Raw genomic sequence first — 25,817 nt, forward strand, 5'->3', positions numbered from 1 at the left:
TCAGGCGCCAAGCAGGGCACCGGTGCGAAACGCCTGGGCGCCTGCAATCTTGCCCAGTTCACCGCCGGTGGTGATGTAGCGGTCGCGGATGCGGGCGTAAAACAGGCCATCGACACCGGCCCGCACCTGCTCGATGCTGCCCTCGATCGGGTTGATGACCTCTGCTACCAGGTCACCCTTGCTCAAGGTTTGGCCGGGTTCAGCGGCAAACACCACCACACCGGGAGATCGGGCATGCAGGGTCTCAGACCCGGCCAGTGGGGTGGCTTCACACAAGGGTGCGGGGACATCGGGCGCACGCTCACAGCCCCAGACACCGATGTGCTGCAGCCAGCCCGTGATGGCCTGCGCATCGCGCTGGGCCAGGTCATGGCGCACGTCCAGCTCACCACGCAGCTCCACGGTGGTGCTGCAGCAGCCTTGTGGCAGTGGTGCGTTGACACCCGCCGCCTGCAGTTTGTCGGCCAGTTGCCACCAGGCGCTGGACAGGCATTCGTCAAACGGGCGATTGCCCGAATTGCGTGCCAGCAGAATGGTCTGGCTGCTCAGGAAGTGCGCCAACGGTGCCAGTTGTGGCCAGCAAGGTTCTTCGGTGTAGAAATGCAGCACACCTTCGCAGTCGCAGTGCAGATCCAGCACATAGTCTGCGTCATGTGAGAGCAGCAGCAGCCTGCGGCGCAGGCTTTGCAGCTCGGTATCAGGTACCCAGGCGTCCAGATAGTCGCGCATGGCCTGGCGCACCAGTTGAACATTGGCTGCTGCGTCATCAGACAGACCACTCATGATCGCAGGGGCCACTGCAGCCGCCAGATCGGGGTAATGGCGGTTGAAGTTTTCCGAGGTGTCGAGTTCAAAACGGCCCATCGGTTTGTGGTCCAGCCGCTGGGCCAGGCCAATCGGGTTGGACACCGGCACCAACACCACCTCACCACAAATCAAGCCCTGGGCGTCAGCCGCCTCAAGCGCCGCGCGCAAATGGTGAGCCATCAACATGCCGGGCAATTCTTCGGCGTGTAAGCTGGCCTGGATGTAAATTTTGAGGCCCGAGCCGGGCTGGCCAAAGTGAAAACTGGTCAGGGTTTTGTGGCTGCCCAGACTGGGCGACAACAGGGGGTGATCCATACGCTGCATGACAACAATCCATCCAGGTTAGTGTTTGCGTGGCGCCAAATAGGCCAGCAGCCGACCTTCGCTGAAGCGGAAAAAACCGATCAGGCAGAACGAGGCCGTCAGGTAAATCGCGGCGGCGGCCAGATAGGCCTCAAAGGGCAGGTAATAGGTGGCGTAGATGCGGCTGGCTGCCGAGGTGACGTCCAGCATATTGGGCACCGCGCTGGCCAGGCTGGTGGCATGCAGCATCATCACCACCTCGTTGCTGTAGGCGGGCAGGGTGCGGCGCATGGCGCTGGGCAAGACCACGCGCCACATGGTCTGGACACGGCTCATGCCATAGGCGTGGGCCGCTTCGATCTCGCCCGCGCTGGTTTCACGAATGGCACCGGCCAGCATCTCGGCGGTGTATCCGGCAGTGTTCAGGCTGAAGGCCAGCAGCGCACAGAAAAACGGCTCTTTGAAATAGGTCCAGGGCCAGACCGCGTCCCAGCGCGCCTGGATCCATTCCAGCTGGCCCAGGCCGTAATAAATCAGGTAAACCTGGATCAACAGTGGTGTGCCGCGAATCACAAAGGTGTAGGCACCGACCAACCAGCGCAGCGGCGCCCAGGGGCCGGTCAGCATCAACGCAAAAACCAGGGCCAGCACCCCTCCCACAGCCAGCGAGGCAAACAGCAGCCACAGCGTGATGACAATGCCATTGCCAAACAAGGCCAGGTTGTCTGGCTCAAAAATGACAGCCCATTCCATTACAACTGGCCTCGTTTGGTGCCCAGGCTGTAGCGTGCATTGACCTTTTTCAGGACAAACAGCGACACCGAGGTGTAGATCAGGAACAGCGCCCCGGTGAACATGAAAAATATGAAAGGTGAGCGGGTGGCGGCACTGGCCTGTTTGGCCAGATAGGTCATTTCCTGCAGACCGATCAGGCTCACCAAGGCGGTCGCCTTGATCAGCACCAGCCAGTTGTTGGTGAAGCCGGGCAGCGCATAACGCACCATCTGCGGCAGCGTGATGCGCAAAAAGGTCTGGAAGCGGCTCATGCCAAAGGCCCAGGCAGCTTCCATCTGGCCTTTGGGGATGCTCAGGATCGCGCCGCGAAAGGTCTCTGTCATGTAGGCGCCGTAGATGAAGCCGATGGTCAACACCCCGGCCATGAAGGGCTCGATGTCGACGGTGGCTTCCGAACCCAGTTTTTCAAGCAAGGTGTTGATGCCGATGGTGCCACCGTAGAACACCAGCAGCATCAGCACCAGATCAGGAATGCCCCGAATGATTGTGCTGTACAAGGTAGCCAGTCCGACCAGGACTGGCTTACCCGAGAGTTTGGCCGCAGCACCGGCCAGACCAAACAGGATTGACACCAGCAGCGCCAGCAAAGAAACCCCCACCGTCAGCAGAGAGCCGTGAAGGATGACCCAGAAATAAGACTGCATTGCGTGAGGGAGGGCGCCGCTGGAAGGGGTTTACTTACCGTAAACGTCGAACTTGAAGTACTTGTCGTTGATGGTCTTGTACTTGCCGTTGGCGCGGATGGCCTTGATGGCAGCGCTGATCTGACTCTTGAGTTCACCCTGGCCTTTGCGCAAAGCGACACCGGCGCCTTGGCCAAAGTATTTGGGAATGTACAGCTCGTCACCCTTGAGTTCGTAAGCCTCACCACCTGGCTTGCCCAAGAAGCCACCACCCACTTCCAGGATGTCGGCCACGGTGCCATCCAGACGACCGGCCTTGATGTCCAGGTAAACCTGGTCTTGCGCGTCATAAGAAATCACATCCACACCCTTGGTCTTGAGTTCACCCAGTGCGTATTTTTCCTGGGTGGAGGCCTTGAGCACGCCGATTTTCTTACCCTTGATGGATTCCGGGCCGGTGTACTTCACTTCTTTTTTGAGGACCACGCGGCTTGGGGTGTTGTAGTACTTGTCGGTGAAGTCAACTTGCTTGAGGCGATCTTCGGTGATCGACATCGAGCTGATGATCACGTCGTATTTTTTTGCCAGCAGGCCAGGGATCATGCCGTCCCAGGGTTGTTCCACAAACACGCAGGTCCGCTTGATTTCTTCGCACAGGGCGCTGGCAATGTCCACGTCAAAGCCGGTGGGTTTGCCATCGGCGGTTTTGAAGGTGAAGGGCTCATAGGTGGCATCAATCGCGACCTTGAGGTCCTTGCCTGCCGCAAAGGCGGTGGCGCACATGGCGGTAATGGCAGCAGCTAGCAGGAGTTTCTTCATACAGTGACTTTCTTACGACAGTGCCGGGGTACGGCGGGTTAAAAAATCGCGAACACAATATTTTAAGTTCAGCGTCTGGCCCTTCTGGCGAATGTTTCTACCTAGAGCACAGGTGTTGTCAGGTCAGCATACTTCGTGCCAAGAAATGTGTTTTGTATTCATGAATTAACATTTGCCACACCATGCTGCCTGTTTTTAAGCCCCTTTGGCCTCCGAGTGTCTCGGCTCAGATGCCCATTGGGGTGGCAGTCCTCAGCCGTCGCGAGACAACCAAGGTGTGGTGGCGCTGCCTGCTGTTGTTCTGGTTGATGCTGTCTGGCTTGATATTGGCTTGTCCGGTGTTGGCGGCCGAACCGGTCCGGATCGCAGTGCGTGCCTACCGGCCCAAGCCCCAGGCGTTGGTGCAATGGCAACCCTTGGCCAAGGTGCTCAAGGCGGCGGTACCAGAGTACGATTTTGAGGTCTTGGTGTATGACCCGGCCGAATTGCAGCAGGCCGTGGTCAACCGGCAGGTCGATTTTGTGCTGACCAATCCGGGCCAGTATGTGCTGCTGGCGCGCCGAGCCGGTCTGAAGGCGCCGCTGGCCACCTTGCTGGTGGATGAGAGCGGACAGGAGGTGGCCAGTTATGGTGGTGTGATCTTCACCCGGGCCGATGCCCCACCGGTGGCCACCCTGGCCGAACTCAAAGGCAAGACCATTGCTGCTGTTGACGTGGAGTCACTCGGTGGGTACCAGATGCAGGTGCTGGAGCTGTTGCAGGCAGGGGTCAATCCACAGGCGGACGGCAACTTGTTGCTGACGGGGCAGCCGCATGACCGGGTGATGGAAGCCGTGCTGAACAAAAAGGCCGATGTCGGCTTTGTGCGCACCGGTGTGCTGGAAGCCCTGCAGCGCGAGGGCAAACTCAAACCCGGCCAGGTGCGGGTGATCCACACACAAAAGCTCGATACGTTTCCGGTGCCATCCTCGACGTCTCTCTACCCTGAGTGGCCTTTTTCTTATCTGGGGCATGTGGATGAACGTCTGGCGCGGCGTGTCACAGCCGCGCTGTTCTCCATCGATGGTGACTCAGCCGAGGCCCGGGCGATGGGCATACGCGGGTTTTCGGTGCCAGCTGATTACGCCCAGGTGGCAGACACCTTGCGTGCCTTGCGTCTGCCACCCTTTGATCTGATGCCGGCCTTCACCTGGCGTGACGTGGTCTCACGCTACCGCACGCCGCTGATTGTCTCGATGGTGGCGCTGATGCTGGTGGGGTTGCTGGGTGTGCGCTTGGCCTTGGCACAACGCCGTCTGCGAACCGAGGTGGCCAACCGCCAAGCCTCCGAGCGTGCCACCGAGCAGTCGCGTGAGTTACTGATGACGGTGATTGACAATGTGCCGATCGGTATTTTCTGGAAAGGCCGTGACCTGCATTTCCTGGGCTGCAACAGCGTGTTTGCCAGGGACTGTGGTCGCTCGCATGCCCGTGCCCTGGTTGGCAAGGGTGATTTTGATGTGGCCGAGCCTGAGCGCGCGCAGCGTTATCGGGAAGACGATCTGGCGGTGATGGCCTCGGGTGTGCCGAAGCTGTTTTACGAGGACCGGTTCATTAACCGCCGTGGCAAGTTGCGCTGGAACCGCATCTCCAAGGTGCCGCTGCGTGACCCGGATGGTGACATTTTTGGTGTGCTGGGCATCTACGAAGATATCAGTGAACAAAAACGCCTGGAGGCGCAGCTGATGTTGGATGCCAGCGTGTTCGAGCATGCCCGCGAGGGCATCCTGATCACCGATCCGAGTGGTGGCATCATCAATGTCAACGCCGCCTTCACCACCATCACCGGCTACAGCCGAACCGAGGTGCTGGGCAAGAACCCGAGACTGCTGTCCTCGGGGCGCCACAGCGCCGAGTTCTACCGCTGCATGTATGCCGACCTGGCGCACCAGGGGTACTGGCATGGCGAAATCTGGAACCGGCGCAAGAGTGGTGAGGACTATGCCGAGATGCTGACCATCACCGCTGTGCGCGACCCGCAGGGTCAGATTCAGCACCATGTGGCCATGTTCTTTGACCTCAGCGACATCAAGGCGCACCAGCAGCAGCTGGAAAACCTGGCCCACTTTGACCCCTTGACCCATTTGCCCAACCGTGTCCTGTTGGCAGACCGGCTGCAGCAGGCGATGTCGCAGGTGCAGCGGCGTGACCGCCTGCTGGCGGTGGTGTACCTGGATCTGGATGGTTTCAAACTGGTCAACGACAGTTTTGGTCACGACGCTGGCGACTTCTTGCTGGTGGCCGTGGCCGACAACATGAAACATGTGCTGCGAGAGGGGGATACCCTGGCGCGGCTCGGTGGGGATGAGTTTGTGGCGGTGTTGACCGACCTCTCGGACGCGGAGGACTGCTCTCAAACCATGCAGCGGCTGCTGGCCGCCGTGGCGCGGCCGGTGCAGTTTGCCGACACCCAGCTGACCGTGTCAGCCAGCCTGGGCGTGACCTTTTACCCACAGGCACAAGCGGTGGATGCCGACCAGCTGCTGCGCCAGGCAGACCAGGCCATGTACCAGGCCAAGCTGACCGGCAAAAATCGCTACCACGCGTTTGACGCGGTACACGACCACAGTGTGCGCGGCCTGCATGAAAGTCTGGAAGAGATTGCCCGCGCCATCGACCAGAACGAGCTGGTGTTGTATTACCAGCCCAAGGTCAATATGCGCACTGGTCAGGTGCTGGGTGCCGAGGCGCTGGTGCGCTGGTTACACCCGACGCGGGGCCTGTTGGCACCGGCCCAGTTTTTGCCGCTGATCGACGACCACATGCTCGCGGTGAACCTGGGTGAATGGGTGATACGCACCGCATTGGTGCAAATGCAGGAATGGCAAGACCTGGGCCTGAACCTGCAGGTCAGTGTCAATGTGGCCGCCAGACAGTTGCAGCAGGACGATTTTGTCCAGCGTCTGGGTGAGTTGCTGGCCAGCGTGCCGGGGGCCAACCCGGCCTTGCTGCAAATGGAAGTGCTCGAAACCAGTGCATTGCGTGACCTCGCACGCACTGCTTTGGTGATTCGATCCTGCGCACAACTGGGCGTGGGTTTTGCGCTGGATGACTTTGGCACCGGCTACTCATCACTTAGTTACCTGAAACACCTGCCGGTGCAGACCATCAAGATCGACCAGAGTTTTGTGCGCAACATGCTGGATGACGCCGACGATCTGGCGATATTGCGCGGCGTGATCAGCCTGGCGCGTGCCTTCGGGCGCGAGGTGCTGGCCGAAGGTGTCGAGACCGTGGCCCATGGCACACGTTTGCTGCAGCTGGGCTGTGATCTGGCGCAGGGTTATGGCATTGCCCATCCGATGCCCGGCCCGGCGCTGGTCGACTGGCTGGCCAACTGGCAGCCTGATCCGGCTTGGGCCTCCGACGCAAGCACGGCCTGGCCGTGAGGCCTGGCCGCAGGCCAAACCACCGTCATCGACGCTGTTGTTTCACCAATCCTCTTTCACCGCCAGCACCGCGTCCTGGCCTGCGGCGGCGCGGGCTGCTAGCCAGGCGGTCAGCGTACCCGCCGCTACCACTGACAAGCACAGGGTCAGCAACTTGGCCCAGGGCAGCATCAAGTCCATGGTCCAGTGAAAACTCTGCGGGTTGACCACCAACACCAGCACCAGCGCCACCACCAGACCCAGCCCCAGGCCGGCGATGGCCCCCAGTGTGGTCCAGGCCAAACCTTCGAGCGCCACCACACTGAGGATCTGGCGGCGCGTCAGTCCCAGGTGGGCCAGCAGGCCAAACTCCTTGCGCCGCGACAAGACCTGCGCGCTGAAACTGGCTGCCACCCCAAACAGGCCAATGCCAATCGCCACCGCCTGCAGCCAGTAGGTCACCGCAAAACTGCGGTCAAAAATTTTGAGCGAGATGGCTCGGATCTGGGCCGAGCTGCCAAACTCCAGCAGGCCACCGGTGCCACGCTGGGCATCGGCGCCCTGGGTCGCCTGCGGCCCGGCCAGTGCCTGCAGGGCTTGTTGCACCCTAGCCGTGTCCTCAGGCTGGTCCAGCCACAGCGCCAGGTCGTTGGCGCGCTGGTCATTTGTGAGGCGCCGAAAGTCTGCCAGATCCATCGCAATCGAGCCCGACTGGCGGGCGTAGTCGCGCCACACACCTGCCACAAAAAATGTAGCTGTAGGCTCTTTATCCAAAAGGGCTAGAGGCCTAAAAGCCTTGGAAAGCGCGGGCAAGGTCCGGCCCACCTGAGCGCCGTGTAAATCGACCACCGCCTCACTCACATAGACCCCAATCTGGCCGGGTGGCACCGGCAGCGGTGGCGCCAGCAGCGGCAGGCTGCGCGCCGGGTCACCCAGTTCACGTGCCAGCAGCGCCACTGCCGGCAGGCTGGGGCTGAGGCTCAGGGGTAACAGGCGCTGTGGCTGCAGCTTGCTCACCCCCGGCAGCTGGGCCGCGGCTTGCACAAAGTCCGGCGTAAAAAACACGGTGTCGCTGGCGCTCATGCCCACCGCGCTGCGCACATACAGGTCAGCGGGCAGCAGCCGGTCCAGCCACTGGGTGACCGAGTCGCGAAAACTCGCCACCATCACCGTTAACGCCACCGCCAGGCTCAACGAGGCCACGACACCGCTGACAGCCACCGCCGCAGTGTCGCGCTGGCGCCGGGCCCGCTCCACCGCCAGCAGCGGCAGGGTCTGGTGTGCCAGCCGGGGCGCCAGCCAGCCCAGCAGCAGCCCAATCAACCACGGCAGGGCGGTGATGCCACCTACCAGCAGCATCCCGACCGACACATAGGCCGCCAGAGGTATGTCAAAAATGGGTGGAGCCCTTGTCAATAAAGCGCCAACAGCTATCAAAAGTAAACTGATCCAGTGTGACTTGGTCCCCACACCCAGGCTGCCCAGACCTTTGAGGGTTTGGGCGGGTGGTAACTGCTGTGCCACCCGTGCCGGCCACCAGCCGCCCACCAGTGCCGCTGCCACACCCAAAGCGCCATAGACCAAAGCCGCCACCGGACTGAACTGCAGGCTCGGTGAGGCGCCCGAGAAAAAGCCGCTGCCCAGATCACCACCGAGCAAACCCAGCGCCAGTGCGGCCAGCCCGGTGCCCAGCGCCAGCCCGGCCAGGCTGCCCACCAGTCCCAGCGCCAGCGACTCCCACAGCACGAGCCTGAGCCGGTCGCGCCCGGACAGGCCCAGCACGCCCAGCAGCGCAAATTGCTGCGCACGTTTGGCCACGCTCAGTGACAACACCGAAAATACCAGAAACGCACCGGTGAACAGCGCAATCAGCGCCAGCACCGTCAGGTTGACCCGGTAGGCGCGTGACAGGTTGTTGATCTGTGACTCGGCCTCTTGGGGCAGCGCCACCCGCACATCAGCGGGCCAGTCGGGGGACGTTTGTAACTGGCGGGCCAAAGCATCACGGTCCACACCTTTGTCCAGTCGCAGGTCAATGCGGGTGAGCTGGCCGGGTTTGTCAAACAGGTCCTGCGCCGCGCCCAGGTCCATCACCGCGAGTGCCGGGCCAGCGGCGCGCACTCGGCCAGCCACCTGGGCATCCACCCAGGCCATGCCGCTTTGCAACTGGAGGGCGCCGCTTGAGCTTGCAGGCTCGGCGCCTGTGGGCCAGAGAATGCGTTTGGCTGCCGTGTTTAAAAACATCTGCCCCGGCGCAAACAGCACCCAGCGGTCCACTGGCGCAGCGTCGGGCAAGGGCATCAGGTCCGGTGAGATGGCAAACACACTCAAGGCGTCCACCCCCACCACCCGCAATGCACGTTTGCCCTGTGGCGTCAACACATAACTGTTGATCTCCAGTATGGGGGAGGCCGTTGCCACACCTGGGGTTTGTGCTATATTTTTATACACCGCCTGGTCAAAGTTGCCTTGTACGCCAGACACTTCCAGGTCACTCTGGCCACCTACCGCACGGGCTGCCTGGGCAAACTCGTCGAGCGCCGAGTTGTTGATCAGGTGCACAGAAAACGCCAGCGCCACACCCAGCATCACCGCCAGCACGGCAGCTGCATTGCGCCAGGGGTGCTGACGCAATTCCTGCCAGGAGAAGGTGGTGAGCAGTGCAAACATCAGGCGCCATTCTCGTGCAGCGCTTGGTCAAGCGTGCCCGACAGGGTTTTGTGGTGTTCGGATTTCCGAGCAGCTTACAGGCCAGTTGTTCGGAAAACCGTATGATGGCTGTAAAAAATGGCATTTTGTCTTTATAAATCAATGGCTTGCAATATTGGTTGATTGGTACGCTCCATGCTGTGATAGAGGGGCCGCAGGCCTGCGGCACGGCCTTTGGCCGCAACCCGATGGCAGGAGACAACATGAGCACAACATACAGAATCGAAAAAGACTTTCTGGGCGAAAAACAGATACCGGACGACGCCTATTACGGTGTGCAGACACAACGTGGTAAAGACAACTTCCACATCACCGGCATCCCGATGTCGACCGAGCCGTATTTTGTGAAAGCGTTTGGCTACGTCAAGAAGGCCGCAGCCATGGCCAACCGGGACCTGGGTTGCATCGACGCACAAGTCGCCAACGCCATCATTGGTGCCTGTGACCGGTTGATTGCCGGTGAGTTGCGTGACCAGTTTGTCACCGACTTCATCCAGGGCGGTGCTGGCACCTCCACCAACATGAACGCCAACGAGGTGATCGCCAATGTGGCGCTGGAAGCCCTGGGCCACCAGAAGGGTGAGTACCAGTTCGTGAATCCGAACGACCACGTCAACTTTGGCCAATCGACCAACGACGTGTATCCGACCGCGTTCCGTCTGGCGCTGATCCTGCGCCTGTCGAGCTACATGGAGGCACTGCGCAAGTTGCAGAGTTCCTTTTTTGCCAAGTCCAAGGAGTTCGAGAAAGTCCTGAAGATGGGCCGCACCCATTTACAAGATGCGGTGCCGATGTCACTGGGCCAGGAGTTCCACGGCTGGGGCACCACCCTTGGTGAGGAAGTGGAGCGGATTGCCGAAGTCCGCCAGTTCCTGCACGAGATCAACCTGGGCGCCACCGCGATTGGCACCACCGTCACCGCCGCGCCGGGTTACCCGGAGCTGGCCACCAAATACCTGTCCGAATTGACCGACTGCAAGTTCATCCTGGGTGGTGATCTGGTGGAGGCCACCTCGGACACCGGTGCCTATGTGTTGCTCTCGGGGGTGCTCAAACGCACCTCCACCAAGCTGACCAAGATCTGCAACGACATCCGTCTGTTGTCTTCGGGGCCGCGCTGTGGTTTCAACGAGATCAACCTGCCGCAAATGCAACCTGGCAGCTCGATCATGCCGGGCAAGGTCAACCCGGTGATCCCGGAAGTGGTCAACCAGACCAGCTTTCTGGTGATTGGCCTCGATCTGACCGTGACCCTGGCCGCTTCGGCCGGTCAGCTGCAACTCAATGTGATGGAGCCGGTGATCACCTATGCGTTGTTCACCTCGATTGCGACCATGGAAAACGCGGTCAACAGCCTGCGTATCAACTGCATCGATGGCATCACCGCCAATGTGGAACACGCACGTGATCTGGTGCTGAACTCTCTGGGCATCATCACCGTGCTCAAACCCTCGCTGGGCTACAAGCAGTGCGCCGAAATTGCCCGCGAATGCCACCAGACCGGCAAGTCATTACACGACGTGGTGGTCAAAGAGCGTCAGCTGATGACCCAGGCGCATTGGGATGAGGTGTTCTCGTTCGAGAACCTGATCAGCCCGAAATTCGAAAAGTAAACCCTGCCTGAGCTTGACCCGGACTGCCGCGCCTGTGGGCGTGGCCGTTCGAGCGCAGGGCATACCTGCAGGCTTAGATTGATTGAAAATTTTTAACCGAGGAAGACAAAATGAGTCAAAAAAAAGGAATGCTTGACTGGTATTTCAAGACCAATCTGCTCACGCGGATCATGGTCGGGCTGGTCGCAGGCTGTATCGTGGGTATTTTGCTGGGCTTTGGTGACCCGGCCAACAGCAAGGCGTTTGTCGACAATACCAAGATCTTTGGTGACATCTTCATCCGTTTGCTCAAGATGATTGTGGTGCCGGTGATCTTCTTCTCGCTGATTGCTGGTGCGGCCAGCATCGCGCCGTCACGGCTGGGTCGTGTGGGTGTGAAGATCATTGCCTTTTACATGGCCACCTCGGCAGTCTCCGTGGCTGTGGGTCTGTTCTTTGCCAACCTGCTGCAACCCGGTTTGGGTATGGAGATTGTTGGCGCGGAAGCGGTCAAGGGCAAGGTTGCCGAGGCGCCGTCGCTCTCGACCATCTTCCTCAACATCATCCCGACCAACCCGGCCGAGTCGCTGGCCAAGGGTGATGTGTTGCCGATCATCTTTTTTGCCATGTTGTTTGGTCTGGCGATTTCCTTCACCAAGGAGTCCGAAGATCCAGCTGTAGCCAAGGGCGCGGACTTGCTGTTTGGTCTGGTCAACGCGGCGGCTGAGACCATGTACAAAATTGTTCGCGGCATCATGCAGTACGCACCCATTGGTGTGTTCTTCCTGATCGCCATGGTGTTTGCACAACAAGGTGCCAAGGCACTGGGCCCGCTGCTCTACGTGACCGTCACGGTTTACCTGGCATTCGTTGCGCTGACTATCATTGGTTACGGCGGTTTGCTGGCGGTGTACCGGCTCGGTGTGATCAAGTTCTTCAAGGGTGCCAACGAGGCGCTGATCACCGCTTTTGTGACCCGTTCTTCGAACGGCACGCTGCCGGTCACCATGCGTGTGTCAGAAGAAAAACTGGGTGTGCCACGCACCATCTCGTCCTTCACCCTGCCGCTGGGCGCCACCATCAACATGAATGGCACCGCGATCTACCTGGGCGTGTGCGCCATGTTCATCGGTTATGCCACCGGCCACCCGTTGACGTTTGAGCAGCAGATGGTTGTGGTCACCACCGCCACCCTGGCCGCCATCGGTACCGCCGGTGTGCCGGGTGCTGGCGCCATCATGTTGCTGATGGTGCTTGAGTCGATTGGCATGAAGGTCGAGGCAGGTTCTGCCGTGGCAGCTGCCTACGCGATGATCCTGGGCATCGATGCCTTGCTTGACATGGGCCGCACCTGCCTGAATGTGGGTGGCGACATGGTCTGCACCGCGATTGTGGCGAAAACCGAGGGTGAGCTTGATATGTCCAAGTGGGAAGATCAGTCCACCAGCGCTGTGCCGACACGCAAAGGCAACGTGGTGTAGTTTGGTGGCGCCCTGTTCACACAACAGGGCTGGCATAACCAGCATCTGGCAGATACTTGCAGCTGTTGTTGTGAGGTCTGCCACATTTTTGATGGGTTAGACAACGTTTTTTGAAAGCCACCAGCCCAGCCCATGTTCACCCGCCACCCCTTGCGTTTCTCCTTGCTGCTGCTGGTGCTGGCCGCGCTGGTGGCAGCGGCGTCGTTGACGACCTACCAGGTCAGCCAGCGCATGGGTTTGGCCGAGTTGCAGACCACCGGGCGGCACCGGCTTGATCTGTACACCGCCAGCCTGGAACGGGAGATCGGCAAATACGCCTATTTCCCGGCCACCCTCGGGCTGGAACATGATGTTCTGGATCTCCTCAACCAGGTAGATGACCCGCGCCGTACCGCCCAAGCCAACTTCTACCTGGAGCGTCTCAATGAACGCGCCGGCACCTTGGCCATTTACGTGATCAACGACCAGGGCAAGGTGCGGGCCACCAGCAACTGGCGGCGCAACGACAGTTACCTGGGCGAAGACCTCGCTTTTCGCCCCTATTTCCGCGAAGCGATGGACACCGGCAGCGGGCGCTTTTTTGGCATCGGCACCACCCGCAGTGAGCCGGGTTATTACTTGTCGTCGGCACTGGTGGATGGCAGCCGCACCCTCGGTGTGGCGATTGTCAAGGTCGGTCTGGATCAGTTGGAGCAGTCGTGGTCCACGGTGGAGGCACCGGTGCTGGTGGCCGACGAAAACGGGGTGGTCATCCTGAGCTCGGTGCCCGACTGGAAGTTCACAACACTGCGGCCTCTGGACGAGGGCACCCGCAAAACTTTTGATCGCACCCAACAGTACAACCGCCGCGCCCTGCAGCCGCTCGGTGTCAAGGAGCTGGCCGACCTCAGCCAGGGCGCACGGCTGGTGCAGTTGGCCAAACAGCCGCAGGAGATGGTCTCTGCCTACCCGGTGGCGGGCAACTTTCTGGCGCAGTCCCAGGCGATGCCCGGCACACCCTGGACACTCACGGTGTTCTCCCACGTCCAACCGGTGGATGAGATGAGCTTCATCCGCGCCAGCGTGGCCGGTGTCACAACCATCCTGCTGTGGATTCTGGTCTCGATGGTCTACCAGCGGCGCCGCCATCTGCGTGACCGCCTGGCCGCCCGCGAAGCCCTGCAAAGGGCCCACGATGAACTGGAGCGCAAGGTCGAGGAGCGCACCGCCGACCTGTCGTGTGCCAACCAGCAGCTCCAGGAGGAAGTGAAGGAACGGGTGCGCGCTGAGCGCACCTTACGCGCCGCGCAGGATGAGCTGATCCAGGCCGGTAAGCTGGCGGTCATCGGGCAGCTCTCGGCGGGCATCGCGCATGAACTCAACCAGCCGCTGGCGGCGCTGCGTACCCTGTCGGGCAATGCGGTGCGTTTTCTGGAACGTGGTGATGACAGCACCGCACGCTCCAACCTGGAGCGCATCGCCCAGCTGGTGGACCGCATGGGCCTGATCACCGGGCAGCTCAAGGCCTTTGCCCACAAATCCAGCGGGCAAGCCCGACCGGTCGACATCCGCCAGGTGGTCACCCATGCGGTGGCCATCCTGGATCAGCGCCTGCGCAGCAGCGGCGCCGAGGTCACGATGGCTTTTCCTGATACGCCGCTGTTCGCCCTGTGTGACGCCAACCGGTTGGAGCAGGTCATCGTCAATCTGGTTAGCAATGCACTCGACGCGATGGTCGGGCACCCCCGTCCTGGCCTGGAGATCCATGGCACCACCCAGGGCAGCATGCTGCGTCTGACCGTGCGTGACCACGGTGTGGGCCTGAGTGCAGAGGTCTTGCCGCGTTTGTTCGAGCCCTTTTTCACCACAAAGGAGGCCGGTGTGGGCCTGGGCCTGGGGCTGGCCATTTCGGCAGGTATCGTCAGCGACTTCGGTGGTACGCTCAGCGGCGCCAACCATCCTGACGGCGGCGCCGTCTTCACCCTGGACATCCCCCTAGCCACACCGGCACCATGACCGACGCCCTCAAAGTACTGATCATCGAAGACGACCCGGATGTGCGCCTGGGTTGTGAGCAGGCGTTGCAACTCGAAGGCATCCTGACCGACAGTGTGGCCAGCGCCGAGGCCGCCAGGCCGTTGTTGGGCAAGGATTTTCGGGGTGTCATCGTCAGTGACATCCGCCTGCCGCGTATGGACGGCATGACGTTCCTGCGCGAGGTGCTGGCGGTGGACCCGCAGCTGCCGGTGGTGTTGATCACCGGCCACGGCGACATCTCGATGGCAGTCCAGGCCATGAAAGACGGCGCGCACGACTTCATCCAGAAGCCGTTTTCGCCGGAATACCTGGTCGAGGTGGTGCGCCGCGCGCTCGAAAAACGCCAGCTCACCCTGGAAGTGCGCGACTTACGCAACCGCCTGGAAGGCCGCGACCAGATCGAAGCGCGCCTGATCGGCAACGCGGTCAGCATGCAGAAGTTGCGTACGCTGATCAGCGGGCTGGCCGACAGCGCCGCTGACGTGCTGATCCAGGGCGAAACCGGCACCGGCAAGGAACTGGTGGCGCGCTGCCTGCACGAGGCCAGCTCGCGGCGCAAAGGCAACTTTGTGGCGATCAACTGTGGTGGTTTGCCTGAGACGCTGTTTGAGAGCGAAATTTTTGGCCACGAGGCAGGCGCCTACACCGGCGCCAGCAAACGCCGCATCGGCAAGATCGAATACGCCAACGGCGGTACTTTGTTCCTCGACGAAATCGAGACCATGCCGGTGCCGATGCAGATCAAGCTGTTACGTGTGTTGCAGGAGCGCACGCTGGAGCGGCTGGGCTCCAACACCCCGATCCCGATAGACTGCCGCATTGTGGCCGCCACCAAGGAAGACCTGCGCGCCTTGTCCGATCAGGGCCGTTTTCGTGCCGATCTGTATTACCGGCTCAGTGTTGCCACCGTGCCCTTGCCACCGCTGCGTGAACGGCGTGAAGACATCCCGCTGCTGTTTCAGCACTTTTTGCTGCAGGCCGCAGCGCGGCATGGGCGGCCGGTGCCGACCGATGACGCCGCACGCACCGGCCAGCTGGTGGCCTACCACTGGCCCGGCAATGTGCGTGAACTGCGCAACGTGGCCGACCGCTGTGTGCTGGGCATCGAATCTGGCGCACCACCTTTTGGCAACGAAGGGGATGAACGTGTGCGCCCCCTGTTTGAGACCGTCAACGCCTTTGAGCGCGCCCTGATCGCCGACGCCATGCGCCGCCACCACGGCAGCCTGGCGCGCAGCGCCGAAGCCCTCGGCCTGGCCAAAACCACCTTGCACGACAAGATCAGGAAATACGGGTTGTCGGAGATTGGCGCGGGTTGACGTTGGAGTTCACCCGCTTGCGGAGGCTGGCGAAGCCAGCCGTAGCACGTCGGATGCAACGACGGGTTAGGCTCCACTCGCGCGCGGCAATCTGGTGAGTTGGACTCTTTCATCCGGGATCACGCAGATGCTCTTGTCTGAACGTGACATCGTGAGGTACTTGTTGCTCAACCGGGCAAGCAAAACTAGCTTGTCAGCGCTTGAGCTACACGTTTCCTTGGCTTTCACTTCCCAAAGGACGCCTTCCAGTCTTTCGACCTGTTCTCCATCGCGATTGCCTGTGATAAAGGCGGCGGTCGGAAGGAAACAGAGTATTGAGATCACGAAGACTCGGGACTTGACGTCAAGCGCTAGAAGATGGCGATTGCCATAGACGAGGTAGATGAAAACAAGCAGCGAAGCCAAAGGAAAGACGCCTTTCAGCTTCTGATATCCCGGCTCGGTAATGACGATGTACGCTGCGTGGCACAGGAAGAATGCAGTCATGCCGTAGCTGTACAGCACCATGAACTTCATGTAGTACTTGAAGAAACCTCCTTCGGCAATGTACTCATCGTGCTGCTTCTTGGAGATTGAGTTCAATCCATCTAGTGCCGAGTAGGTCAGCAACAGGCCAACGGCGGGCAGCATTGGCAAGACAGATGCCTTGATGATGTCCGTCAGGTCGGCGAACGCCAGGATGTTCAGGCCGAACGGCAACCAGTAGCCAACAAGGTAGGCCCCGCCGATCAGCAGGGAGTACACATAAGTGATTGCAGTGGCGCTGACCTTGGAATCCATGTGTTTGTGGAGCCTAACGTAATGTCCACGGCAAGAAGTGCGAAATATTCTGGTTGCTGCGTATTAATCTGGTCACAAAATTCTCTTGAAAGTGGCTTGTAGACTAGTTTGCAAGTCTATGTTTTGGACAAATAACCAGTTATAAATTTTCCATGAAACCCGGCACTTCGCCCCTGCAATCAACCCGACTGCTGGGCCAGTTGTGCGATCACCTCCGGTTCATGCACTATAGCTTGGGCACTGAATAGGTTTACCTGTACTGGGTGCGTTTTTTCATTCGCTGGCGCGGGCGCGGCGGGCAGATGACGCATCCACGCACCATGGGTGCGCCTGAGATCGAGGCCTTTCTGACGATGCTAGGCAAACGTGCGCAAGGTATCCAATTCGACGCACAACCAGTCCCTGAGCGCCTTGCTGTTTTTGTACCGCGAAGTTCTGAATAGGAACTTGCCGTGGACGGATGGCATCAACTGACCAGCGGCCAAGCGGCGCAGCCAGCCCGCTGGATGCACTCAGCTGCCTGTGCCCACCAGCCGCGCATCCACCCAGCCACGCAAGCTGTTCACAAAGGCCCAGCCCTGCACACGTGGCAGGTCGTCTAGGGTGATGACGTCTTCCTTCAATCGGCCTTGGGTGATGAAGTGAGCCCGGCCTACACCGTCGAGCAGGCCGCAGTGCAGCGCGGGGGTGAGCCACTGGCCGTCCAGCAGCACCGCGATGTTGCCGCGGGTGCATTCGGTGAGTTCGCCGCGCTCGTTGTAAAGCAGGGTGTCAAAGACGGCTGGGTCGGTGGGGGCAAAGGCCTCGTAGTGGGCACGGCGGGTGGTTTTGAAGCGGGTGAATTCGCTCTGTGCTGCTTCAAAAGGCGTAGCTGCCAGCCCAATAGATAAAAGGGCTGGGGTGCTATTTTGCTTGAATTTCTCGGCAAAAGGTCGGCCCTGGGCGTCGAGCAGCAGGCGCACGCGCCAGACGGTGCTGTCATCGTCGCTCGTGTTGTGGTCAAGCAAGTTCAACAAAGCGGCACGTACACGCCCTTCGTCATAGGGGTAGCCAAAATGCCGCGCAGCCCTTGCCAGCCTTGCCAAGTGTGCTCCTAAGTTGTGGAACACGCCAGCTTGCAGGCGCAGGGTTTCCAGCAGTTCAAAGGCTTCGCTGGCGCGTTCCAGAAACCCCTGTTTGTGTTGCCATTCGCGCCATTCGTTGGGCGCGGTGGCGTCATAGGTGATGCCGCTGCCAATCCCGCAGCGGGCCTGGGTGCCCTGGCGCGTCACCGTGCGGATGGCGACGTTGAAGGTGGCGTGGCCACCGGGACGCACCACACCGATGGCACCGCAGTAGACGCCGCGTGCCTCGGGTTCGAGGTCGTGGATGGCTTGCATGGCCCGCACCTTGGGTGCGCCGGTGATCGAGCCGCAGGGGAACAGCGCGCCAAACACATCGCTCAAGGTGGTGCCCGGGCGCGTTTGGGCGGTCACGTCTGAGACCATCTGGTGCACCGTGGGTAGGCTCTGCACCGCAAACAGGGACGGCACTTGCACCGTGTGGGGCAGGGCGATGCGCGATAGGTCGTTGCGCAGCAAATCCACAATCATCACGTTCTCGGCGCGTTCCTTGGGTGACGCTGTGAGCGCTTGCACCAGGGCCGCATCCTCCTGCGGTGTGGCGCCGCGTGGTGCCGTGCCTTTCATCGGCCGGGTCAGGATGTGCTGGCCGTCCCAGTCAAAAAACAGCTCCGGCGAGACCGACAGAATCTGCTCGGCCCCAGTGTCGATGTAGGCCGCGTAACCTCCGGGCTGGGCTTGTTGCAGGCGCGTAAACAGTTCAGGCGCGCTGCCGACAAAATCTCCGTGCAACGGGGCGGTGTAGTTCACCTGGTAATACTCACCCGCGCCAATCGCCTTGTGGATCGTGGCCAGGTTGTTATCGAACTGCTCCCGGCTCAGCGAGCTGTGCCATTGCACTTGGGTCGGTGCCACCGCGTCAGCGGGTGCGGGCGGACCAGGCGGCCAGGGCAGGGCGTGCTCAAACACCCCAAACCAGGCCAGCGGGCCATTTGCCGGATGGGTGAGCAGTGCCTTGTCAAACGTGCTGGCGGCTTCGTAACGCAGGTAACCCACACACCATCGGCCCGCCTGGGCGTGGGCTTGCACCGCATCGAGCAGTGGTTGGACCTGCTCGGGTGTGTGGGCCACCAGGGTGTCTGTCGGTGCCGCAAAGGCACAGTGCAGACGCGCCTCACCCCCTTGCGGGTCGGCAAAATCAAGCCGGATTGGCATGGTCCAGCAAACCGTCGGCAGTCAGCAGCAGCCTGCGGTCAGCACGCGCCGCAGCGGCCACCGAGTGCGTCACCAGCACCATGGCGGCGCCATGGGCGCGGGTCTGGCTGACCAGGGCGTCCATCACCCGCTCAGCGGTGCGGGGGTCGAGGTTGCCGGTGGGCTCATCGGCCAGCAGCAACATCGGCCGGTGCACCAGCGCCCGCGCAATCGCCACGCGCTGCAACTGGCCACCGCTGAGCTGTTGTGGCAGGCGCTCCCCCAGACCTTCGAGCCCGACCTCGGTCAACATGGCTTGTACCCGCGCCTCGTCCAGTTGGCCCAGCAGCATCAGCGGCAGGGCCACGTTCTGGCTCACGCTCAGGTGCGGCAACACGTGGAAGGCTTGGAACACAAAACCGGTTTTTTCGCGCCGCAGGCGGGCCAGTTGGTCGTCACTCTGGGTGCTCAGGTCCAAGCCGTCCAGCACCACACTGCCGCTGTCCCAGCTGTCGAGCCCCGCCATGCAGTTGAGCAGGGTGGATTTTCCGACACCCGATTCACCCACGATGGCGACAAACTCGCCCGGCTGCACATGTAAAGAGACGTGGCGAAACACCGGCACGTTGCCGTAGTGTTTGCTCAAGTTCTGGATGACCAGGCTCATGGTGGGGTGCTGTGGGGCTGTCCTGCGGTGCGGCGAGGATAGGCCAGATGTCAGTGCCGCAGTGTCTCTGGGGACAAACCCGCCACAAAGGTGTTGGCCAGCGCCAGCACCTGTTGCAATGCATCGGGTGCGTCGCAGGCCACGACCTGGCGCTCGGGCATGCTGCGTAACCAGGTGATCTGGCGTTTGGCGAGTTGGCGGGTGGCAAAAATGCCTTTGTCACGCAACTCGCTGATGGGCCACAGGCCGTCGAGCGCTTCCCAGACCTGGCGGTAACCCACGCAGCGCATCGATGGCAAATCGGGGTTCAGGTCACCGCGCGCGCGCAGGACCTGCACTTCGTCGAGCAAACCCTGTTTGAGCATCTCGTCAAAACGCTGGGCAATGCGCAGGTGCAACCAGCTGCGCTCCAGCGGCTCCAGCGAGATCAGCATCGAAGTTGCAGCATTTTCAGCATCATTTTGGCAAAACCCCGGGTCCAGGCCGCTAGCCCTTGTATCCATTGGGCTACTAGCTTCTTTTTTGCTAGTGTGAAAACTGGCCAGTGTTTGCCCGGTGAGGCGCCACACCTCCAGCGCCCGCGAGATGCGTTGTGAGTCGCCGGGCGCCAGCCGTGCCGCGGTGACCGGGTCCACCTGCGCCAGTTCGGCATGCAGGGCGGGCCAACCCTGTTGCGCGGCTTCTAACTCGATCTGGGCGCGCACGGCCGCATCGGCCTTGGGCAGGTCGTCCAGGCCCTGGCGCAGTGCTTTCAGATACAGCATGGTGCCGCCGACCAGCAGCGGCAACTTGCCGCGGGCACGGATCTCGTGGATCAGCTGGCTGGCATCTGCCACAAATTCGGCCGCGCTGTAGGCATGGAGCGGGTCGCGGATGTTGATCAGGTGGTGCGGTGCGGCTGCCAGTTCGGCGGCGCTGGGTTTGGCGGTGCCAATGTCCATGCCCCTGTAAACCAGGGCGGAATCGATGCTGATGATCTCGACCGGGTGCTGCTGTGCAATGGCCAGCGCGGCGGCGGTTTTGCCCGAAGCGGTGGGGCCTACCAGCGCGAGGTAGGGCGGCAGGGTTGGGCTCATGTGGGCGGATCGGCTTCCAGGCCAATAGCCGGCTCGGCGGGAGCGGGCGGGCGCAGGCGGTTGGGGGCGAGCGCGCCAGTGGACTCCAGTATGGGGTAGGCAATCGCACAAATCAGCGAGTTGATGCGTTTGAGTTCACTGATCAAATCCAGATGCAGTGAGCTGGTCTCGATGCTCTCCAGCGTGTTGTCGGTCAGCCGGTTCAGGTGGTTGGCGGCGTATTTCAGCTCCAGATCACGGAAACGCGTTTTTTCTTCAAGCAGTTTGATCGCGTCGCGCGGGTCGTCGTTGAGGAACACACTCATGCCCAGACGCAGGTTGTTGACCAGGTCACCATGCAACTCGGTGATTTCGGCCATACCCGCCGGTGAAAACTCGCGCCCGGTGCGGATCTTCTTGTTCTCGATGTCTTCGAGGATGCGCTCGACGATGTCGCCGATCTGTTCCATGTTGATGGTGAAGCTGATCACATCGGTCCAGCGCCGGCCTTCCTTGTCGTTGAGCGCCTCGCGCGAGATCTTGGTCAGGTAGTACTTGATGTCCGAGTAGAGCCGGTCCACCGTGTCGTCCATCTTCTGCAGTGACTTGGCCAGATCAAGGTCGTTGGTCTTGATCACATCGAGCACACCCCGCAGCATGGTTTCCACCACATCGGCCTGGTGCATGGCCTCGCGCACCGCACAGGCCAGTGCCACCGAGGGCGTGGCCAACGCCGACGCATCTAGATGCCGTTGGCGGCCATTGAGGGCGTTGCGCTTGGGGATCGGCAGCCAGTAGGCCACCCAACGCGCCACCACCTGGGTCAGGCCAATGAATAACAACGCTGCCAGCGCGTTGAACATGAAGTGAAACAGCACCACGGAGGTGGCCGCGTCGGCCACGTTGGGGCGCACATGGCTGAGCCACAGGCCCATGCTGGGCGCCATCAGCGCCACACCCATGAGCTTGAAGATCAGGTTGCCCAGCGGCACCTGGCGTGCCTCGATCGGGGAGCGCAGCGTGGTCAAAACCGCCAGCAGGCCGCTGCCCAGGTTGGCACCCAGCACCAGACCGAGCGCCACATCCACCGTGACCACATGGCTGTTGGCCAGGGTGGCGATCAGCAGCACAATTGCCAGGCTCGAATAACTCAGCACCGACAGCACCGCACCGATGGTGATCTCGAGTAACCGGTCGCTGCCCAAGGTGGCCAGCAGGTCACGCACCGCCTGCGCTTGGGTGAGTTCGTTGGCGGACTGGCGCACCAGGCTCAAGGCCAGCAGCATCAGCCCCAGACCAATCAGGATGCGCCCAACATAACCGGTGCTGGTGCTTTGTTTGGCAATGAACAGTACCACCCCAAGAAAAATGAACAGCGGTGACAGCCAGGACAGGTCGCGTGAGAACACCAACGCCATCAGGCTGGTGCCCACATCGGCGCCCAGCATCACCGCCAGCGCGGCGGGCAGGCTCATGAGCCCTTGGCCGACAAAGGCCGAGATGATCAGCGCGGTGGCGGTGCTCGACTGCAGCAGCGCGGTGACCCCCACGCCCGAAACAATGGCCTTGAAACGGTTGCCCACACTTTGCGCCAGCACCCGGCGCAGGTTGGCGCCCAGCACCCGCAGCGTGTCCTTGCGCACCAGGTGGGTACCCCACACCAGCAGGGCAATCGCGGCGAGCAGGTTGAGCAGGTGGGTCAAGGTGGTGGTCTAGTTCAAGTGGGTTTCAGCGGCCACGGCGCACACGCAGCAGCTCGTCAAGGATCAGGCAGATCGCGCCAAGGGTGATGGCACTGTCGGCAATGTTGAAGGCCGGAAAATGCCAGTTTTTCCAGTAAAAGTCCAGAAAATCGACCACATAACCGTGCAACAGCCGGTCAATGACATTGCCCAGTGCGCCACCCAGAATGCTGGCCAGCGCAAAAGCAAACAGTTTTTGCCCGGGGTGGGACTTGAGCAGCCAGATGATCAACACCGCCGCACCGATGCCAATACCGGTGAACAACCAGCGCTGCCAGCCGCCCGAGCTGGCCAGAAACGAAAATGCCGCGCCGTGGTTGTGCACGCGCACCAGGTTGAAAAAGCTCGTCACCGGGTGGCTGTCACCGAGTTGGTAATAACCCAGCACCAGCACCTTGGTGAACTGGTCGACCAGGATCACCACGAGGGACCACGCCAGCCAGGGCAGCCAGCTGCTCGAGCCCGACTTGAAGCTCATGTTGGATCGGCCTGCGCCCCTGCCTTTGCTGGCCATCAGGCAAAGCTCCGGGTTTCACCGCTGCCAAACAGGTTGCTGGTGCAACGCGGGCACAAGGTCGGGTGAGCGGGGTCGGTGCCCAGCTCGTCGCTGTAATGCCAGCAACGCTCACACTTCACGCCATTTGAGGCACTGGACCTGATGGATAAAGACTCACCAGCTACCAGTTCAATAGCGGATGTGATGAACACAAACTTCAGGTCAGCACCCAGGCTTTGCAGCAAGGCCAGATCGTCCGGGCCGACGGTCAGTTCCACCACCGCTTGCAGTGAGGAGCCCACCTGGCCGTTGGCGCGCAAGACCTCGATGTCTTTGTTGACCAAGTCACGGATCTCGCGGATGCGGTTCCACTTGGCCAGCAGCTCGGCATTGGGCTCGGGCTGGGTGCAATAGGTGTCCATGAAGATCGAGTCGCGCGTGGCCACCGGGGTTTTGCCATCGGCACCCAGCACCGCCCAGGCTTCCTCGGCGGTGAAGCTCAGGAACGGCGCCATCCAGCGCAGCATCGCCTGGGTGATCTGCCACAAGGCGGTTTGGGCGCTGCGCCGGGCCAGCGAATTGGCGCCGGTGGTGTAGAGCCGGTCCTTAAGCACATCCAAATAAAACGCGCCCAGGTCTTCGCTGCAATAAATCTGCAGCTTGGCCACCACCGGGTGGAATTCATACACCTCAAAATGCGCCAGGATGTCGGTTTGTAATTGCGCGGCGCGGCTTAACGCGTAGCGGTCGATTTCCAGCAGCTGGTCTGCGGGCACGCTGTCCTTGGCCGGGTCAAAGTCCTGGGTGTTGGCCAGCAGGAACTTGAGCGTGTTGCGCACCCGGCGGTAGGTGTCTACCACCCGCGCCAGGATTTTGTCGTCACCCGCGATGTCGCCCGAGTAGTCGCTGGCAGCGACCCACAGGCGGATGATCTCGGCACCGAGCTTCTTCGACGTTTCCTGCGGGTCCACGCCGTTGCCAGCGCTTTTGCTCATCTTGTGGCCCTTGCTGTCCACGGTGAAGCCGTGGGTCAGGATGCCCAGATAAGGCGCGCGGTCATACATCGCGCAGGCGGTCAGCAAGCTGGAGTGGAACCAGCCGCGGTGTTGGTCGTGGCCTTCCAGATACAGGTCGGCTTCGGGGCCGCTGTCATGACCGCAGCCCGGGTGGGAACCCTTCAGCACCGTGGTGTGGGTGGTGCCGGAGTCAAACCAGACTTCCAGAATGTCGCTGCTCTTGGTGTAGAACGGCGCATCGGCTTGTGCATCCACCGTGGCCAGGATGTCTTCGGTTGTGGCCTTGCTCCAGGCTTCGATGCCGCCTTCTTCCACCATGTTGGCGGCGATGTCGAGGATGTCCATGGTTTTGGGATGCAACTCACCGCTGTCCTTGTGCAGGAAAAACGGCAGCGGCACACCCCAGCTGCGTTGTCTAGAGATACACCAGTCGGGCCGCCCGGCGATCATGTCGCGCAGCCGCACCTTGCCGTTCTCTGGGTAAAACGCTGTGTTTTCAATAGCGGCCAGCGCAGTCTGTCTGAGGGTCTGCGGTGCTTTGTCCTTGGTAAAGATGCCGACACCTTCGTCCATACGGATGAACCACTGGGCGGCAGCGCGGTAGATCACCGGTGTCTTGTGGCGCCAGCAATGCGGGTAGCTGTGCACGATGTTCTCGGTGGCAAACAGGCGACCTGCGTCGCGCAGCGCATCGATGATCACCGGGCAGGCTTTCCAGATCTGCTGGTTACCAAACAACGGCAGCTCGGGCGCGTATACGCCGTTGCCTTGCACCGGGTTCAGGATGTCGTCGTATTTCATGCCGTGTGACACACAGCTGTTGAAATCCTCCAGACCGTAAGCGGGTGCGCTGTGCACGATGCCGGTGCCGTCTTCTGCGGTGGCGTAGTCGGCCAGGTAGATCGGGCTCAGGCGGTCATAACCGGCGTCCACATGGGCGAACGGGTGTTTGAAGTTGATGCCACCGAGGTTTTTGCCCACGGTGGTGGCGACCACGTTGCCGGTCAGGCCAAAACGCGTCATGCACTTTTCAACCAGACTCTCGGCTAGCACCAGCAAGCCACGTTCGGTGTCGACCAGCGCGTAGGTCAATTCCGGGTTCAGGTTCAGCGCCTGGTTGGCCGGAATGGTCCAGGCGGTGGTGGTCCAGATGACGGCAAACGCTTCTTTTTCGAGAGCGTTCAACCCAAAGGCTGCGGCGAGTTTGGCCGGTTCAGCACACAAAAAGCCAACATCCAGTGTTTGTGACTTCTTGTCGGCGTATTCGATCTCGAACTCGGCCAAGCTGGAGCCGCAGTCAAAACACCAGTACACGGGCTTCAAGCCACGGTAAACAAAACCGCGCTCGATCACACGTTTGAACGCGCGGATCTCATCGGCCTCGTTCTTGAAGTCCATGGTGCGGTAGGGGTGCTCCCAGTCACCCAACACACCGAGGCGCTTGAAGTCGGCCATTTGTAACGCGATCTGCTCGGTGGCGTAGGCGCGGCTCTTGGCCTGCATGTCGTCACGGGCGAGTTTGCGGCCAAATTTCTTTTCAATCGCGTTTTCAATCGGCAGGCCGTGGCAGTCCCAGCCCGGGATGTAGACCGCGTCCAGCCCTTTGAGCTGACGCGCCTTGACGATCATGTCCTTCAGAATCTTGTTGACCGCGTGGCCCATGTGGATCTGGCCGTTGGCATACGGCGGGCCGTCGTGCAACACAAACAGCGGGGCGCCCTTGCGCGCCACGCGCAGCTTTTGGTACAGGCCCTGGTCTTCCCAGGCTTTGACCCACACCGGTTCGCGCTTGGGCAGATCGCCACGCATCGGAAACGGGGTGTCGGGCAGGTTCAGGGTGCTGCGGTAATCGGTTGGATTGGTCATGGTGTGGGTAGGCGGGCAAATAGTCACGGGCATCTTGGCCAACTTGACGGATGCCAGCGGTCAATACGT

18 protein-coding genes are annotated in these 25,817 nt (G+C 61.1%); 6 read left to right on the forward strand and 12 right to left on the reverse strand.

The annotated features are described in order from the left end of the window. From KKO72_RS03400 to KKO72_RS03415, 4 genes are read right to left on the reverse strand one after another with little or no spacing between them, the layout of a single operon-like run. Entirely contained in the window at nt 1-1,131 is a 1,131-nt protein-coding gene (locus KKO72_RS03400; RefSeq protein ID WP_214935451.1) for a succinylglutamate desuccinylase/aspartoacylase family protein, read from the reverse strand. An 18-nt stretch (nt 1,132-1,149) separates the two neighbouring features. After that, nucleotides 1,150-1,863: an ABC transporter permease gene (locus KKO72_RS03405; RefSeq protein ID WP_214935453.1), complete on the reverse strand. Its 714-nt coding sequence runs from the start codon at nt 1,861-1,863 to the stop codon at nt 1,150-1,152. Further along, a complete protein-coding gene (locus KKO72_RS03410) occupies nt 1,863-2,549 on the reverse strand; it encodes an ABC transporter permease (protein WP_214935455.1) in 687 nt (228 codons plus the stop codon). The genes KKO72_RS03405 and KKO72_RS03410 overlap by 1 nt, the downstream gene beginning before the upstream one ends. A gap of 30 nt (nt 2,550-2,579) precedes the next feature. Further along, nucleotides 2,580-3,347 (reverse strand): transporter substrate-binding domain-containing protein, encoded by a 768-nt coding sequence (locus KKO72_RS03415; protein ID WP_214935457.1) that lies wholly within the window; start codon nt 3,345-3,347, stop codon nt 2,580-2,582. 182 nt (nt 3,348-3,529) lie between these two features. On the opposite strand from KKO72_RS03415, the gene KKO72_RS03420 reads away from it, so the two are divergent. Beyond that, nucleotides 3,530-6,775, forward strand: coding sequence for an EAL domain-containing protein (locus KKO72_RS03420; protein WP_214935475.1), 3,246 nt, complete (start codon nt 3,530-3,532; stop codon nt 6,773-6,775). A 42-nt stretch (nt 6,776-6,817) separates the two neighbouring features. Here the strand turns inward: KKO72_RS03420 and KKO72_RS03425 are convergent, their stop codons facing one another. Beyond that, a complete protein-coding gene (locus KKO72_RS03425) occupies nt 6,818-9,424 on the reverse strand; it encodes an ABC transporter permease (protein WP_214935477.1) in 2,607 nt (868 codons plus the stop codon). A 242-nt stretch (nt 9,425-9,666) separates the two neighbouring features. On the opposite strand from KKO72_RS03425, the gene KKO72_RS03430 reads away from it, so the two are divergent. The 4 genes from KKO72_RS03430 (at nt 9,667) to KKO72_RS03445 (ending at nt 15,871) form a co-directional block, all read left to right on the forward strand. Further along, nucleotides 9,667-11,076 carry an aspartate ammonia-lyase gene (locus KKO72_RS03430; protein ID WP_214935479.1) on the forward strand — a complete coding sequence of 470 codons (1,410 nt, stop codon included), beginning with the start codon at nt 9,667-9,669 and terminating at the stop codon, nt 11,074-11,076. Nucleotides 11,077-11,186: 110 nt separating this feature from the next. Then, nucleotides 11,187-12,536: a dicarboxylate/amino acid:cation symporter gene (locus KKO72_RS03435; RefSeq protein WP_214935481.1), complete on the forward strand. Its 1,350-nt coding sequence runs from the start codon at nt 11,187-11,189 to the stop codon at nt 12,534-12,536. A gap of 132 nt (nt 12,537-12,668) precedes the next feature. After that, nucleotides 12,669-14,531: an ATP-binding protein gene (locus tag KKO72_RS03440; protein ID WP_214935483.1), complete on the forward strand. Its 1,863-nt coding sequence runs from the start codon at nt 12,669-12,671 to the stop codon at nt 14,529-14,531. After that, nucleotides 14,528-15,871, forward strand: a complete 1,344-nt coding sequence (locus KKO72_RS03445; protein WP_214935485.1) for a sigma-54 dependent transcriptional regulator — start codon at nt 14,528-14,530, stop codon at nt 15,869-15,871. Before KKO72_RS03440 ends, KKO72_RS03445 begins: the two co-directional genes overlap by 4 nt. Before the next feature lie 66 nt (nt 15,872-15,937). Here the strand turns inward: KKO72_RS03445 and KKO72_RS03450 are convergent, their stop codons facing one another. Continuing rightward, nucleotides 15,938-16,651: a hypothetical protein gene (locus KKO72_RS03450; RefSeq protein ID WP_214935487.1), complete on the reverse strand. Its 714-nt coding sequence runs from the start codon at nt 16,649-16,651 to the stop codon at nt 15,938-15,940. Nucleotides 16,652-17,017: 366 nt separating this feature from the next. Here KKO72_RS03450 and KKO72_RS21350 point away from each other — a divergent pair, with 366 nt between their 5' ends. Next, nucleotides 17,018-17,125, forward strand: a complete 108-nt coding sequence (locus KKO72_RS21350; RefSeq protein WP_371736808.1) for a hypothetical protein — start codon at nt 17,018-17,020, stop codon at nt 17,123-17,125. A 38-nt stretch (nt 17,126-17,163) separates the two neighbouring features. On the opposite strand, the gene pabB is transcribed toward KKO72_RS21350, so the two are convergent. The 6 genes from pabB to ileS are packed head-to-tail and all read right to left on the reverse strand — an operon-like array spanning nt 17,164 to nt 25,748. Continuing rightward, the gene (gene pabB, locus KKO72_RS03455) at nt 17,164-18,927 is read right to left on the reverse strand and encodes an aminodeoxychorismate synthase component I (RefSeq protein ID WP_214935489.1); all 1,764 of its coding nucleotides are present in this window, start codon (nt 18,925-18,927) and stop codon (nt 17,164-17,166) included. Further along, the gene (locus KKO72_RS03460) at nt 18,911-19,573 is read right to left on the reverse strand and encodes an ABC transporter ATP-binding protein (protein ID WP_214935491.1); all 663 of its coding nucleotides are present in this window, start codon (nt 19,571-19,573) and stop codon (nt 18,911-18,913) included. The genes pabB and KKO72_RS03460 overlap by 17 nt, the downstream gene beginning before the upstream one ends. Before the next feature lie 50 nt (nt 19,574-19,623). Continuing rightward, nucleotides 19,624-20,649, reverse strand: a complete 1,026-nt coding sequence (miaA, locus tag KKO72_RS03465) for a tRNA (adenosine(37)-N6)-dimethylallyltransferase MiaA (RefSeq protein ID WP_214935493.1) — start codon at nt 20,647-20,649, stop codon at nt 19,624-19,626. Then, on the reverse strand, nt 20,646-22,331 hold the full coding sequence (locus KKO72_RS03470; protein ID WP_214935495.1) for a Na/Pi cotransporter family protein: 1,686 nt from the start codon (nt 22,329-22,331) through the stop codon (nt 20,646-20,648). The genes miaA and KKO72_RS03470 overlap by 4 nt, the downstream gene beginning before the upstream one ends. 25 nt (nt 22,332-22,356) lie before the next feature. Then, entirely contained in the window at nt 22,357-22,884 is a 528-nt protein-coding gene (gene lspA, locus KKO72_RS03475) for a signal peptidase II (RefSeq protein ID WP_214935497.1), read from the reverse strand. Next, on the reverse strand, nt 22,884-25,748 hold the full coding sequence (ileS, locus tag KKO72_RS03480) for an isoleucine--tRNA ligase (RefSeq protein WP_214935499.1): 2,865 nt from the start codon (nt 25,746-25,748) through the stop codon (nt 22,884-22,886). Before ileS ends, lspA begins: the two co-directional genes overlap by 1 nt. Between the last annotated feature and the right edge of the window lie 69 nt (nt 25,749-25,817).

This window comes from Rhodoferax sp. U11-2br, from assembly GCF_018619435.1.
In the GTDB taxonomy this organism is placed as follows: domain Bacteria; phylum Pseudomonadota; class Gammaproteobacteria; order Burkholderiales; family Burkholderiaceae_C; genus Rhodoferax.

Excerpts from the sequence above, each read along its gene's own strand:
- KKO72_RS03400 (WP_214935451.1), bottom strand. The coding sequence starts at position 1,131 with ATGCAGCGTATGGATCACCCCCTGTTGTCGCCCAGTCTGGGCAGCCAC.
- KKO72_RS03445 (WP_214935485.1), top strand. The coding sequence starts at position 14,528 with ATGACCGACGCCCTCAAAGTACTGATCATCGAAGACGACCCGGATGTG.
- KKO72_RS03450 (WP_214935487.1), bottom strand. The coding sequence starts at position 16,651 with ATGGATTCCAAGGTCAGCGCCACTGCAATCACTTATGTGTACTCCCTG.
- KKO72_RS03410 (WP_214935455.1), bottom strand. The coding sequence starts at position 2,549 with ATGCAGTCTTATTTCTGGGTCATCCTTCACGGCTCTCTGCTGACGGTG.
- KKO72_RS03430 (WP_214935479.1), top strand. The coding sequence starts at position 9,667 with ATGAGCACAACATACAGAATCGAAAAAGACTTTCTGGGCGAAAAACAG.
- lspA (WP_214935497.1), bottom strand. The coding sequence starts at position 22,884 with ATGGCCAGCAAAGGCAGGGGCGCAGGCCGATCCAACATGAGCTTCAAG.
- KKO72_RS03440 (WP_214935483.1), top strand. The coding sequence starts at position 12,669 with ATGTTCACCCGCCACCCCTTGCGTTTCTCCTTGCTGCTGCTGGTGCTG.
- KKO72_RS03435 (WP_214935481.1), top strand. The coding sequence starts at position 11,187 with ATGAGTCAAAAAAAAGGAATGCTTGACTGGTATTTCAAGACCAATCTG.
- pabB (WP_214935489.1), bottom strand. The coding sequence starts at position 18,927 with ATGCCAATCCGGCTTGATTTTGCCGACCCGCAAGGGGGTGAGGCGCGT.
- KKO72_RS03420 (WP_214935475.1), top strand. The coding sequence starts at position 3,530 with ATGCTGCCTGTTTTTAAGCCCCTTTGGCCTCCGAGTGTCTCGGCTCAG.
- KKO72_RS03405 (WP_214935453.1), bottom strand. The coding sequence starts at position 1,863 with ATGGAATGGGCTGTCATTTTTGAGCCAGACAACCTGGCCTTGTTTGGC.
- miaA (WP_214935493.1), bottom strand. The coding sequence starts at position 20,649 with ATGAGCCCAACCCTGCCGCCCTACCTCGCGCTGGTAGGCCCCACCGCT.
- KKO72_RS03460 (WP_214935491.1), bottom strand. The coding sequence starts at position 19,573 with ATGAGCCTGGTCATCCAGAACTTGAGCAAACACTACGGCAACGTGCCG.
- KKO72_RS03425 (WP_214935477.1), bottom strand. The coding sequence starts at position 9,424 with ATGTTTGCACTGCTCACCACCTTCTCCTGGCAGGAATTGCGTCAGCAC.
- ileS (WP_214935499.1), bottom strand. The coding sequence starts at position 25,748 with ATGACCAATCCAACCGATTACCGCAGCACCCTGAACCTGCCCGACACC.
- KKO72_RS03415 (WP_214935457.1), bottom strand. The coding sequence starts at position 3,347 with ATGAAGAAACTCCTGCTAGCTGCTGCCATTACCGCCATGTGCGCCACC.